Origin of the sequence: Fulvivirga sediminis, assembly GCF_016757215.1 — a bacterium.
Lineage (GTDB): Bacteria > Bacteroidota > Bacteroidia > Cytophagales > Cyclobacteriaceae > Fulvivirga > Fulvivirga sediminis.
On sequence record NZ_JAESIY010000019.1, the window covers coordinates 36,048 to 49,855 of the forward strand.

A 13,808-nucleotide genomic window follows, 5' to 3' on the forward strand; every position below is an offset into this window, starting at 1 on the left:
CGTTTAATATTCTACTTTTATTCCTCTGTAATACTCCAGATTCTTATAGTCTTTTCTTAATGGATGCCCCTCCCAGTCTGCAGGCATCAATAGCCTTCGCAAATCCGGATGACCATCAAAATGAATTCCTAGTAAATCATACGTTTCTCGCTCATGCCAATCGGCTGTTTTCCATATATTTACTAAAGAAGGAGCCGCAGGATTTTCTCTTGGTAAGATAATTTTAAGCATTAATGAATGCTCAAATGGAATAGAATAGAAGTTATATATCACTTCCATCGTATTCATTTCCGGGCCATTATCTACGCCAGTAATACAAGAAAGCATATCAAAAAACAGGCTTTCATTCTTATATAAGACCTCACTAACCTGCAGTAGATCCTCAGACTTAACCGTGATCATTTTAGGAGATGCCTCTTCATTCACCTCCACTATTATCTCTTCACCGTGCTCCTCTCGGAGCTTAGCTATAATATCTTCAAACTGCATCTGCCTCCTTATCCATTAATTCTTCCAAGGCTGTAGGAGCCATCAATGTTTCATTTTTTATTTTCTCATGGAGCTTCATAAAGCCACCAATTAGCGCTTCTGGTCTTGGGGGACAGCCAGGCACATACACATCTACAGGTATAATTCGGTCCACTCCTTTTACCACATGATAGCCGTGCTCCCAATAAGGCCCACCACAATTAGAGCATGACCCCATAGAAACTACATATCTAGGTTCCGACATCTGCTCATAGAGCCTGCGAATCCTGTCAGCCATTTTAAAAGTTACTGTACCAGAAACGATCATCACATCAGCCTGCCTGGGAGAAGCCCTAGGCGCCATGCCAAAGCGCTCCATATCATAAGCTGCCGCACCGGTGGTCATAAACTCAATAGCGCAACAAGCCAAACCAAAAGTCATGGGAAACATGGAAGATAACCGTGCCCAATTTAGCAAGTCATCTACCTTAGTTATAATTACACCCCCACTATTAAATTGCTTATCCAGTAATCCCATATTTTCTATCTATTATCAGCTTTTAGTGGATTGGTACTTCTTATTTATATTATCATATAAGCCTTGAGGTACAGGAGACTTAAAGTCAGAAGGAGTAACATTTGCCTTTGGCCATTCCAGATAGCCCTTTACCCAGGCATAGGCAAGACCCAGCGCCAGAATAAATATAAAAACAAACATTTCTATTATTGAAAACCAGCCCCAAAGACCATCAGTAGCTTCTATATAATCAGCATTCCCAAATACGGTAGCCCATGGAAAAACAAATACTATTTCCACTTCAAAAAGCAAAAAAAGCAACGCTACCACATAAAATCTTATATTAAAACGACTCCACCCAGAACCTATTGGCTGCTCACCACTTTCATAAGACTCTAATTTCTGAGCATTGGGTCTGTGAGGATGTATTAGCTTGGAGCTAAAAAGGCCTCCCAGCACAAAAACACAACCACCTATGAGGAATATCAACACCTCTCCAAAAGCTGATATTTGTTCGTTTTCCATTATTAAACCAAAGATAGTAAACAGATTGGTGTTTTATTACAGAAATAGCGGTTTTCCCTTATCATCTCTATCATTAAACTCTATGATTTAATAAGTATTATTGATAAAAATCAGGAATCCAAAGCCGCTGTATTATCGTTATTTGCAGTAGACACAAACTAAAAGACCAAGACTATGAAGAATAAAGAAATTATTGACAAACTGAATGCATTGCTTGCTAATTACCAAATCTATTACCAAAACCTAAGAGGCTTTCACTGGAATATACAAGGTAAACACTTTTTCCAGTTGCACGCAAAATTCGAAGAATTGTACCTTGATTCAGCACAAAAGATAGACACCATCGCGGAGAGGATACTAACTATTGAAGGAAAACCTTTACATGCTTTTGATGACTACATTGCTACTGCCACTATCAAAGCCAAGAAAGATGTTCATGATGGAGAAGGAGCCGTGTCTGGAATTATTGAGGATCTTAATAACATAGTGAGCTATGAAAGAGAAATTAAAGAGCTAGCCGCAGAAGCCGGAGACGACGCTACGGAAGATTTGATGACAGGATTTATTGATGAGCAAGAAAAAACTTTATGGATGATGAAGGCGTGGTTGAAATAAATCACATTTAAAACAACAATTAACAACTGAAAAAATAGGGTTTATTAGGAGTGAGAGCACTTTTGATAAACCTTTTTTTATTTTTTTCAATACTTAAAATCTCTACTGACATAGGGTTGTCACCATGGGCTACTTTCTTTGAATTATAAAATTAAAATCAACGAAAACTATGGACTTAATGCAGTTACTATTAACTGAAATGGAACAAGAAGCAGTGACCACAAAAAAAATGTTGGAACGTACTCCAGATGAACAATTGGATTACAAGCCACATGAAAAAAACATGTCTATGAGATATTTAGCCACTCACATTGCCGAGTTACCATCTTGGGTACCTATGATACTAACTACAGAGGAACTCAATTTTAAAGAAAGTGAATATGTGCCGAAAGAAATTAAAAGCAATGCTGAGTTAATGAATTTCTATGAAAAATCATTAAATGAAGGGCTAGTAGGCTTAACAAAAGCTAAGTTGAATCAACTTGAAGAAACCTGGACTTTAAGAAACGGTGACACCATTCTATTCAAGGGTACTAAATATGAAATGATACGCCATACCTTTTGTCAAATAGTGCATCATCGCGCACAGCTTGGTATGTACCTCAGGTTATTAAATATTCCAATACCTGGAAGTTACGGCCCAAGCGCAGATGAACCTCATATTAACTAATAATTATGTGGGCTGCTCTAAACCAGAGTAAGCCCACTCTGTTTCATAAGCAATACTTAAGTGACTATATTGCGATCAAAATTGCTTATTAATGACCGAGAATAAAGTAGTGCTCATTCTTGGAGCCAACTCTGATGTAGCCAAAGAAGCCCTGAAAATATATATTCAGGAGAAAAACTATACTATAATAGCGGCATCAAGAAATATCGATCAGCTCAGAGAGTACGTAGCGACTAATGACTTACCAACTGAAAAGGTAAAGATTCTAAAATTTGATGCTACTGATTTTGACAGTCATAAGCAATTTTATGACAGGCTGCCCGCTAAACCTCACATAGTAGTTTATGCTGCCGGCTATTTAAAAGACAATGAAGAGGCCTTAAGAGATTTTGATGGTGCCTTCCAAATGATGAAAGTACACTATGCAGGAGCTGTCTCTATCCTCAATATTATATGTATGGATGAAACCAATAATCGTCTTGAACAAATTATCGGCCTATCATCTCTTTCTGGCGTACGTGGAAGAAAGAGCAATTTCATCTACGGCAGCACCAAAGCCGCCTTCACTCAATATTTCGCAGGCATGCGTCAATACCTTTTCCCTAGAAAAATCAAGGTGAACGTAATAGTAGCCGGCTACATCCGCAGTAAAATGACAGAGGGCTTAGACCTTACAGAATCTCTAATGCTTGAGCCAGAATTTATAGCCCGCGCAGTGGTGAAAGCCAATAAAAAGTTCATTATAGTGCCTGGTTACAAATGGAAAGCCATATATCACATTTTACGGATGTTGCCCGAGCAGCTCGTTGCCAGACTACCTTAATTTCTGTCCATGTTCAGCTACTTGCTTCACCCATTTGGCCCTTTGCTCAGAAGAGGACCCTTTTACTACTGAGAAACGGGTAACTTTAACAGGACCGACTCCACAAAATTGCAATACGCCCTTTTTAAACTGATTAATAGTAGGTCTCTTCATATAGAGATAATCATACCAGGCAGGAGTATCTGAGGTGATAATCATATGCCCAGTTTTTCCTTTCAATAATTTTTTTGGCAATGGCTTACCTGCGACATTTTCATAAGTAATACCGGGAAGAAATGTTCGATCTATAAATCCTTTCATTATGGCAGGGTACCCACTCCACCATACAGGAAACACCCACACCAGATGATCAGCCCAATGAATATCTTCAATAGCGCTCACCAAATCTGGCTCCAGATCCATACGCTTTCTGTATCCATATTGTAAATTAGGGTTGAAATTCAGTGCACCAATATTAAGCACCTTCACCTCAGCTCCGGCCTCTTTTGCTCCTATTGCATAAGCCTTAGACAAGGCAAAATTAAAGCTCTCCGCATCTGGATGGCCGTTAATAATAAGTATCTTCTTCATCTTTTTTATGCAAAAGAAGGCCTCCAAAATTACTTCAGAAAGGACATATGTCTAATTCGTCATAGCCTTTCTAATTCTGCTCAAATGCCTTTGAGTAATACCCAAATAAGAAGCCAAGTAGTTAAGAGGTACCAACTGCAAAAACTCAGCATGATTATTAATAAGATCTTCATAGCGCTTTTCGGCGCTTTCTTTCTGAAACAGAAAAAATCTCTTTTCCATGCGCACAAACTCGGCTTCAGCAAAATACTTCAACAATCTCAACCAGTTTCCCCCTGTTGATTCAAGCTCATTGAATAGAGTTCTTCGAAAAACAATCACTTCTGCATCTGTTAGTGCCTGAATATTTTCCTGAGTCTTTTCCTGTGTAATAAATGATGAATAGGCCGTAACAAAAGAGTTCTCAAAGAGAAGGCAATAGGTGACATCCTCCGCCCCACTAGAATAATAAAAAGACCTGAAAATTCCTGAATTCACAAATGCCACCTCATCACTCACAGCCCCCTGACGTATAAAAAATTCACCTTTCTTTATTTCCTTTTTTACACCTTGCTTGTAAAGCCATTCTATCTCCGCATCAGTGAGAATATTCAATCCTTCAAGATAGTCCCTCATAATATTTCGCTTTCATAAAGTTTTAACAAACATATGAAATGATTTCACTATTGAAACTTATATTTTACCGCTACTAACTACTATTTACCTCATTTCATATTTAAAATTAATCGTAATCTTGGCCTATTAATGATTGGTCATTAATTTTGCTTTGCTTCTATATCTGATTTCAGCAGAAGCATTTTTTTAACTTATAAACCTTTCACTTTTTTTCAAGAAAAGGCATTGTAATTTAAATAGAAAGAAGGAGAATAAACCTTTGACCCTCAACCTATAACACAGTAAAGGCTAAAAACTTCAAACTATTGTAAATGAAACCAAAATAAGAAATCAGCTAGCCCCTTTAGGGAATAACTTCAGCAAACCATTTCACTCTTTTTCAGAATAAATACAGGAAGTATCCGCCCCCATTATCAGCGGCAGGGTATGCATAATTATTCTATAAATATGAGTTCTAAAAAACTAACAAAACCGAGTACATTACTCTCAGCAACAGTAAAAAATGAATCAATTTGACAAAAGCAAAATCATCACCTTTGAGCTAGGCTCTGCTAGCTCTATTCAGGAGGCTCTCAATACATATCAGGAAATACTTAACACTAAACAGGCCTTTAGAAGCTCAACTTTTGATGTTGAATTTAAGGCTAAAACCGAAGATGGAGAAAGACGCCTGCAAACCAGTGACCCTAAAAATAGAGAGGTTTTAAAAGAGGCTCTATCTTATGGAAACGAGGATTTCTATACTGAAGAACCCATTGAAGATAATAAAGAGATTTATCTCTCCGAACCTATATTTTTTGCTTTAGCACTAGAGCATGAAGAAATTCTGCCTGACGTAGTAAAAACAGCAGAAGCCATGGTGGCCGCTATCCGCAGGGTTAATGACACTGATGAGGTATGGGTAGATGACATGCGTGTGTTTGGCGCAGAAGCCTTATTTTTACTAGCTGTTCAGCATCCTGAATATGCTTACCTGCTCGGGTCATACTTTATACCTTACTGGGATTTGGAGCATGCCACCGGTTATGAAGATTATTTATTCTCTTTATTAAAAAAATATGGCTGGACCAGAGACCTGATTAAAGCTTTCATATGGTGTGATAATGACCACTTCAGACATCATATGCTTGAGCCTTATGAAGTTTTCATGGATTCCGACATAAAACCCAATCCTGCTTTGGGAGATTTCTTAAAAGAAAACCCTGAAGAATACACCTGGTTTAAGCAAGCTATAAAAGAGCGCTTTGAAGCCCAACCGATGCTTTGCTACTCAGAAAATACAGTTATTGAAGAAGAAAATCCGGTACTTGGGCTATATATTTCTCTCTTCAACCACAACCGCAACAACGAGTATTATGGTGAAGATGAAGATCAAAGCCCCATTTTACAACAGCACTTCATTACAGACACGCTGGAAAACGAAGCGATGGACCTGCAATTAGAGATCAAAAAGGCCATTAATGCCCCTTTAATGAAGTATGATGAGCGCACTCAGGTAAATATAGATAGAGAAAACTTTTATAACAGAGATGTATACCGAGGTGATGGCACCAGAGATCTTAAAGAGTTTATTTTAGCCTTACCTAATGGTGAAGCAATATGGGATTATATTGAAGAAGGCGATAATGTAGAGATCCTTAGCCAAATCCCTAAGACGAATATGGTAGCCATAGCTGAGCAACACGCGCTCAACTTCTATTATCAAATAACCTATTCCGCTTTTCCTCCTTTCGGCCCTGAGCAAATCAACGAAGAACTTTATGACATCCTCTCTAACATTATATTCGATTTGGATATACAGGAAGAAGATGATGATGAAGACGAACAGATCACTAGCAACGGACTCAAATTAAAAATAAATGTCACTCCAGGTGCTGGCAATGAAAAATCAGACAAATTAGCCAAAAACGAAAAGTTCCTCCGCGTTCTCGATGTGTTTTACAGATTAATGGGTTTAAAAGAGATATCCAGTGAAATGCGAAATATCATAGCTGATGAAGAGGATTACCATATCATTTCTGAAGAGGATTTTTACAAGCGTTATAGTAAAAAAGCACCTAAGAAAAAAGTATGGAAGCTTTCTGAAGACGCTTTTGCGCCCGCCAGTGAAGAGCTAGACCATGACGCATTTAAAATGGTGAACCGCACCTTAGAAAAAGGTGGCCGTGAAATGTATGATTGCTCTAACTGGAAATCTGACTCACTCAGCACACAAACACTAGCTGCCTATCTGCTCAATAAAGACAGAGAGGCTATGGTTTTTGATGAATACTCTCAAAATCTGGTAACCCTGATAGGAAAAGGACCCTGGGAAAGCGCACTTAAAAAGCTAAAAAAACAGATAGACAAAAAGGCAATGTCTGATGAAGAATGGGAACTGATAGCGGACTACTTCACCGCTCCTATGATGCCAAAGGCTAACCAGGACACCATCCTTGACTTATTAAAAAAGTACCTGTACCGTGAAGAGTGCTATAGAGGCAGCATTACGCTGAACAAGTACTCAGAACACCAACCTAGTTATGCTTTATTCTTCTATAAAGATGCTTACCAGCATGTACTATTATGCTGCTATTGGATGAGATTTTTCCCGCCACCATTAAGAATACAGGCTGACAGAATATGGAAACTGATGGTAGCACTGGCTCCTCAAAGAGTCCTCAGGCTCGTTACTAAAATCTATTCTAGTGATTATTCTACCACCAGAATAGAAGATCGCACTCAAGAGGAGCGCATATTTAATGAATTAGAAAAGGCAAAGGTTCCAAGAGAACAGGTGGCTGCTTTCCAAATGTCTCAGGCACAAAGCACTCACTCTATATTAGAACCTTGCGTGGTAGATAAATACCTCTTCTGGCTAGACTTATATGATGAAATAGATGAGGAAAACCCAGGCATGATTGGCGCCTACCGTAAAAATCTGGCTATTGCTTTAGACAAAGGCCTTTCTTATATAAATGAGAGCTCTAAAATCAGGTATTACCGTGACCTGGCCTTGCGCAATCCTCGTTTCCCTTTTTCTCAGGATCATGACTTGCTCCGCGCCTTAAAAATATTTGTAGAGTTTAATGCTAAAGAAGAAGAAGCTGTAGATGCAGAAGCTCTTGCCAACCAAATCATGCAATACATGAATGGTGAACTGGATTATGCAATAGTTGCAAAGGCCTTTGAGGAAAAAATTGATGAGAGAGATTGGCAAATAGAGCCTTCAGAAAGAATAAGCCAGTATTCTGTGGCATCCTTCATCTGGTGGATTGAAAAAGAAAGGCAAGACCGACTGATCACTTTATTAGTAAACCATAGTGCCGATGGATATTCTATTCTGGAGTATGAACTATTCCCTGCTTATACGCACCAGCTAGTAAGAGAAGAAGAACTCGACATGGAAGAAATGCTCTCTTTATCTCCTGAGCAATACGGTGATGAGATAGATGGATACAAAGCTGGCATGAGAAAAATGCTCATAGACAAGGTGAGCGAGCTGGACATTAATCTCGAAAACTGGATTGCATTCCTCCTCAGAGAAGAAGCAAATGACGAGTATAATGAGGTGATTATATCATTAGCCAAAGAAGGGAAAATAGCTCCATTCCTAGGCAAGACAGGACTAAAACACAGGATGCAATTGGTTACCACACTGGCTGAAGCGGGTGAAAAAGCCCTTTTAAAAGACTTTGAAAATGACCCTTCCAGAAAAGTAAGGGACATGGTAAAACACTATAACTGATATATAAATGGCTTTTGAAGAAAAGACTCCTAAATACATCATTCATTATTCTCCCAATGACGTCACTTCTATGAGAGACGGGCTCACCACTTATGGTGAGCTGGTAGAATCAGAAAAGGCATTTAGTTCAGACTATTGTGTGGTGGTATTTAAACCAGAAGTGGAGGCCATACCTTTAAGCTTTTTTAAAGATCATCCGTTGATTATGAAGTTTCTGGATGAGGCTATATACCCTTGCGAAGAGGAAGAAAAAGAAGATCTAACCAAGAATACACTTACAGAAACGTTGTTTTTTGCTTGTGCCTTAATGCACCCTGAGCTTGAAGAAGCCATAAAGAAAACCTGCGAAAAATTCGTTGATTTCTCAAGACTCATTAACGACTCCGCTGAAATGTGGATTACCGTAGAATCTCCCTTCGCAATTTCTCCACTAAAACTTACAGCTACTTTATATCCTAAATACGGCTATCTTATGGCAGGCTTTCTTATCCCTTACTGGGATGATGAGCACATGGTGGAGCCACTATTTGAGCTAGACAACTGGGCCAGACCATTAGGTATTACTGAAGATACACTCAAGGCATTCTGTTATTGTGACAATAGTATGGCTCGGTCATACATGCTAGGATATGATGTTTATAATGGACAAGTTCCAGAAGACGCCATTGGCAGTCATTTCGATCTCATTAGTTTCTTTAGAGAAAAAGAAAGCAACTATCAGCTTTTTAAAGATTTGTTAGTTGAACGCTTCCAAAATCAGTCGTTCTTACAACATACTGATGATATCAGGTACGTCATTACCAACCCCATAGAGCATATGGTGCAGGAAATGATGATGCTCCATTATCCTTATGACTCCTGGGATGATGATTTTGACATAGATGAATACCTAACACAAAAGCTGGTAAATAAATCTGCCGAGGAAGAGATCGCGGAGCTCAAAGCTTATGTAGAAGAACGACTAGGCAAACCGATCGTATCCACGTCAGAGCCTCCGCAAGCAGGCAGACAAGGCAAGAAGGAAGTTTCAAAACCTGAACAGCCACTTACAAAATGGGAAACTTTCATTAAAAAAGGTTTTGCTTATGGAGATTCTTTATGGTCTTATATAGAAGAAGGCACAGATCCTTCGATCTTAAAAGCCATTAAGCATAGAGACATTTTTCAACGCGCAGAAGAGGCTAGCTTTGACATTTTAGAAGATTTTGAAGAAGTAGGCTATTCTCTAAGCAGCATGTGGACTGATCTGGATTTTCTATTCAATCCACTTATAAAGCGTTACAAAAAATGGTGCTCTCAAAATGGCATTGAAGCAGAAGAATGTCATGCTATTCTGCTTCGGTTAATAGAGGTCATTTTTCACCTTAATGGCAAAGCGCCATTTCCTCCTACAGTTAAAGATTGTCTTGTTTTCGATCGGAAAATTTGCAGCAAAGAAGAATACGAAACCAGATATGCTACAGATTGGCTAGTTGAATTAGAAACCAAGCTCAACTCATTTGTTAGCCGTAAAAGTACAGTTACTCAAGAATTTCTGCACGAATGCTATAAGTTGATTAGAGACAACCGCAAAGAGGCCAATGAGAAATTGCCCGAAACGCTGTTCGTAGCTCCTGCGCCCTTTAATGAAGATGATGATGACAACTATACTTCTACACAGCAATTTGGTACTGAAGAAGTATCAGTAATAGCTGCCTATATCATACACCGTGAATCTGAAAATACAGAAAGCACCAATATGGTGAGTGCAGCGGCTGATTACCTCAATAAGTACACAGTAGATGCTATTATAAGTGACTTATATCATGACACTGAGTTCCCTCAGCAGTATATCATAGATATGCTACAGTCTGATAAGCCTAACACGCTCACCGAAAGTCACAAAAAGGAAGCGCGAGCACTTATCCCTGTTATGAGCGCCTTTTCTGATTATATTAAAACAGGTGTTTATATTCAAAATGGCAAAAAGTTATCATTAAAGGCAAGTGAAAAAGCGGCTTTTGAATCCATAAAGAAGCACCTGAAATATGACGATCATGAGATTTCGGGAAAACAAAAAAATATAGAATGGCTGAGAAACTTCTCTGATAAAACGCAAAAGCTACTTTATACAGCCCACATTGGAGCGCAACATGAAGAGTTAGCGTGTACTGATGCCTTAGGTAGATTATTAAAGCTAGCCTTTCATCTGGCCCCGGTAAGGGTTGTTAACTTGTTATCTAAAGCTTATAAAACGCATGAATATCGCCTCGATCATTCGGGCAATATGCTTAATATGCTCGAGCTCTTTACGCCACAAGGGCTTTCTGATGCTGGCTATTGGGGCTATTTAATAGATGAATATGCTGGTGATGCTGACCCTAACAGAAATGATCACTATAAACTTTTGCTCACCGAATGGGTAGATAGGAAAAAACCAGCCCCTAGTAATCACTTTCTAGCCTCCACCATTCAAGAACAACGCAAAGCTCTTGATGAAGGAGTACAACTTCTTCCCAGAGACACACAGCTTAAAGTGCTCAATGATGCAGCAAGAGCATTTCCTGAAGATGATTTTACCAGAAACTATGATAACCTACTGACCGACCTTATCTCCAGGCAGCTCAAAAAGGAATTTGTGGTAGAGCACCCGGCTATTTACTTTAAAAACAGGCTTCAATCTGAGAGCATTTATTTTGAGTATATAGAATGGGATAAATGGGGAGGACACCCAGATTTGGTCCATCAAATCCTTAACGAAATAGAGATAAGCAAGCCTGAACACCTGGCAGATGAAAACCATGCTGAACAGGTAATCAACCTAAAAGAATGGGGACATCTTGTTTTACAAAAACAGGGTGATAAGCTCGTTCCTGTGTATGGAAAAGACTTATTATGGCTTATCCAAAAAGGTTTTAATGCAGAAAACGTACACCAGGCGCGTACTAAACTGATCATAATAGACACCTCTTGCCCACAAGCTAACTATGAGGAGCTGATTGAGTTTTCAAACTTAGACTTTTCTGCACATGTGCTTAGGCAAGCCTTGGGTTATTTAATGGGATTTACACCTCAGGAGCAGGCGGAAAAATTCATCAGGCATGGTATCAATAACTATTGGTTCCTCAATGGGATGAAAAATTATTACGACATAACTATTTCTGAGCTGATCCTTAAAACCAAGTTTCAACTGCAGATGGCTACCTTCCGTATGCTCGGCATGATTTCATATAAGCACCTGCAAATGGATTTGGGCATTCAGGATAGCGCCTATTTTGATATGCTAATGAGCATGAACGTTGATAGAAAGGCCATTTTCAAAAAACTGGTCAGTGAAAATAACATCTCGTTCATTAACAATCTGGCCAAAAGAACTGACATCAGGTCTTATGTATTAGAAGAGAAAATAGCCACGCAGTTACCTCTACTTTCGTCATTAGTTCACCTACCTGGTTATCATGCTTTTATACTGAGCCTTGCCAACAGCGAATCCTTAAAACTCAAGGATCATGTGCAGATGCTTATAGAAAGATATAAGCTCAAGCCTGATACTAATACGGCCTTCCACATAGTAGACTATGGCGTGTATGTAATGGGAGGCAATACTGATCCTGAAATTGGCTCTACCAATAAAACTGCCACTGAGCCAGAATGTACTAACCAAACTACGGAAATTAATGCGGAAGTAGGCATGTACTTTGGATTCCGATTTACAGCTACTGACCCCGAAAATGCTCCAAAAGTACTGGTGCATGATGTTAAGGTAAAACATCCGACTATAGACCCTGAAACGAAAGAAATAAAATACCAGACATCGGGCTGGCAACAGAATGGCTATAGCAATTCGAATATTTTCTTAGGCTGGTTCTTTGAAACAGAGGAGGAATTAATACCTGGCGAATATCAATTCACCGCACTAGATACTGATGGCAATATACTCGCAGAAAAAAGTTTTAGCGTATCCTAATTATTATTTTAACAGGAGTTCTGAATGCTCGGAACTCCTGTTAAATTTTATAAAATTCTGTTATCAATGATGGGTTAGATTACGCTTCCTCATTATCAGACTCCTCCTCCTTCTTCCAAAAGGCCAAACAAATGCCACCCGAAATGAACATGGCCACCAGCACTCCCAGTATCAATACATAATAACGATCACGAAAAAGATCATCTGAATCATAGCCAAAAATAAATATCAGTGAAAGTATAAAAACCACATCAAGACCTAATTGAATAAGCCAATAGGCTATTTTCCCTTTCTTGGTTAATTTCTCTATAAAAAATTTATCCAGCATTCTTTTATCATTCAATAGTTAAATTGCTAAGCTAATTTTTTAGAGGTAGATGGGCAAGGGGTAGATTAAGACAGTATCTCTGAGGTCTTTTGTTAACTGAACCATTTCACTGCCATGAACTGCCACTAAGAACTCGAGGAAAGCATGTTTTCTATCTTATTTCACTTCATGGCGCTACAGCAAGACGAAACTACTACTGAGTCACATTGAGTCGTGGTGGAGGATCGGTACTATGTTTTCATTCAGAATCAATAAATCCGCATTAAATGGTAAGAAGAGGGCATAAAATAATGTTAGACTGGAAGTATTTCTAAAAAGAATTATCAATAAGACAAAGCTCTTGTTTTACATGCCTGATACGTAAAACTCTAATTTCTTTCTCGGTAAACTTGTAAGCTACCCGATAACTATAACTTTCAAAAGCCCTAAAAGAGCCATTATTATCTTGCTTAAACCTGTCTTTTGGGTAACGTTCAGGGTTTCTTTGGCCTTGAGCAAGGCAGACAAAATACCATCTTCTACACGCTCAGCCATCTGGTAAGATTCTACACTTATCCTTTTCAAAGCCTTTTGTAAAAAGTCAACAGGCCTTTTGTTCCATATTATTTTCTTTCCATGAGCCGATCTTTTTCACGGCATCATGATGCGACAAGTAATCACCCGCCTCTATCTGCGCATCCGCCTCTTCTATTTCGGCATTATATTGCTCTAAAGTCGCACGCTGGTGTTCCTCCTTCCACTTGACCAACTCTGCAATTACAGATTTATCCTGTAATGAAGCCATCCACTCTAATAATTCTAACTTCTGTATTTGTGTCTTACTCATAGTTTAATTCATTTACTACAAATAACGAATATTTATCATCTTAGATCATTGAATGGAGATTATTGGAGTCCTTTAAACAAGGAATTATAGAGCGAGCGAGTTAACTGAAAATTCTATCTGGACCTGCTATCTTTGACTGGACATTAAGTTAAGCTGTTTTTGATTAAATTTACTAAAG

13 protein-coding genes are annotated in these 13,808 nt (G+C 38.7%); 5 read left to right on the forward strand and 8 right to left on the reverse strand.

Annotated elements, in window-relative coordinates; all coding sequences use genetic code 11:
* Positions 1-3 precede the first annotated feature (3 nt).
* From JL102_RS22375 to JL102_RS22385, 3 genes are read right to left on the reverse strand one after another with little or no spacing between them, the layout of a single operon-like run.
* A complete protein-coding gene (locus tag JL102_RS22375) occupies positions 4-489 on the reverse strand; it encodes an NADH-quinone oxidoreductase subunit C (protein ID WP_202246703.1) in 486 nt (161 codons plus the stop codon).
* Positions 479-1,006, reverse strand: a complete 528-nt coding sequence (locus tag JL102_RS22380; RefSeq protein ID WP_202246704.1) for an NADH-quinone oxidoreductase subunit B — start codon at positions 1,004-1,006, stop codon at positions 479-481. The genes JL102_RS22375 and JL102_RS22380 overlap by 11 nt, the downstream gene beginning before the upstream one ends.
* 15 nt (positions 1,007-1,021) lie before the next feature.
* The gene (locus JL102_RS22385) at positions 1,022-1,510 is read right to left on the reverse strand and encodes an NADH-quinone oxidoreductase subunit A (protein WP_202246705.1); all 489 of its coding nucleotides are present in this window, start codon (positions 1,508-1,510) and stop codon (positions 1,022-1,024) included.
* A 174-nt stretch (positions 1,511-1,684) separates the two neighbouring features.
* On the opposite strand from JL102_RS22385, the gene JL102_RS22390 reads away from it, so the two are divergent.
* From JL102_RS22390 to JL102_RS22400, 3 genes are all read left to right on the forward strand, one after another.
* On the forward strand, positions 1,685-2,125 hold the full coding sequence (locus JL102_RS22390) for a Dps family protein (protein ID WP_202246706.1): 441 nt from the start codon (positions 1,685-1,687) through the stop codon (positions 2,123-2,125).
* Between the two features lie 178 nt (positions 2,126-2,303).
* The gene (locus JL102_RS22395) at positions 2,304-2,795 is read left to right on the forward strand and encodes a DinB family protein (protein ID WP_317191661.1); all 492 of its coding nucleotides are present in this window, start codon (positions 2,304-2,306) and stop codon (positions 2,793-2,795) included.
* 91 nt (positions 2,796-2,886) lie between these two features.
* Entirely contained in the window at positions 2,887-3,618 is a 732-nt protein-coding gene (locus tag JL102_RS22400; RefSeq protein ID WP_202246708.1) for an SDR family NAD(P)-dependent oxidoreductase, read from the forward strand.
* Here the strand turns inward: JL102_RS22400 and JL102_RS22405 are convergent.
* A complete protein-coding gene (locus JL102_RS22405; protein ID WP_202246709.1) occupies positions 3,610-4,188 on the reverse strand; it encodes an NAD(P)H-dependent oxidoreductase in 579 nt (192 codons plus the stop codon). The two genes, JL102_RS22400 and JL102_RS22405, sit on opposite strands and share 9 nt — an antisense overlap.
* Before the next feature lie 51 nt (positions 4,189-4,239).
* On the reverse strand, positions 4,240-4,803 hold the full coding sequence (locus JL102_RS22410; RefSeq protein WP_202246710.1) for a Crp/Fnr family transcriptional regulator: 564 nt from the start codon (positions 4,801-4,803) through the stop codon (positions 4,240-4,242).
* A 502-nt stretch (positions 4,804-5,305) separates the two neighbouring features.
* Between JL102_RS22410 and JL102_RS22415 the strand changes: the two genes are divergently transcribed.
* Both JL102_RS22415 and JL102_RS22420 read left to right on the forward strand, forming a co-directional pair.
* Positions 5,306-8,530: a hypothetical protein gene (locus JL102_RS22415; protein ID WP_202246711.1), complete on the forward strand. Its 3,225-nt coding sequence runs from the start codon at positions 5,306-5,308 to the stop codon at positions 8,528-8,530.
* A gap of 7 nt (positions 8,531-8,537) precedes the next feature.
* On the forward strand, positions 8,538-12,476 hold the full coding sequence (locus JL102_RS22420) for a DUF3859 domain-containing protein (protein ID WP_202246712.1): 3,939 nt from the start codon (positions 8,538-8,540) through the stop codon (positions 12,474-12,476).
* Positions 12,477-12,555: 79 nt separating this feature from the next.
* Here the strand turns inward: JL102_RS22420 and JL102_RS22425 are convergent, their stop codons facing one another.
* The 3 genes from JL102_RS22425 to JL102_RS22435 all read right to left on the reverse strand — a co-directional run bounded on the left by JL102_RS22425 (position 12,556) and on the right by JL102_RS22435 (position 13,630).
* Positions 12,556-12,819: a hypothetical protein gene (locus JL102_RS22425; RefSeq protein ID WP_202246713.1), complete on the reverse strand. Its 264-nt coding sequence runs from the start codon at positions 12,817-12,819 to the stop codon at positions 12,556-12,558.
* Positions 12,820-13,200: 381 nt separating this feature from the next.
* Entirely contained in the window at positions 13,201-13,368 is a 168-nt protein-coding gene (locus JL102_RS22430; RefSeq protein ID WP_202246714.1) for a hypothetical protein, read from the reverse strand.
* Between the two features lie 16 nt (positions 13,369-13,384).
* Positions 13,385-13,630, reverse strand: coding sequence for a hypothetical protein (locus JL102_RS22435; RefSeq protein WP_202246715.1), 246 nt, complete (start codon positions 13,628-13,630; stop codon positions 13,385-13,387).
* Positions 13,631-13,808: the final 178 nt, after the last annotated feature.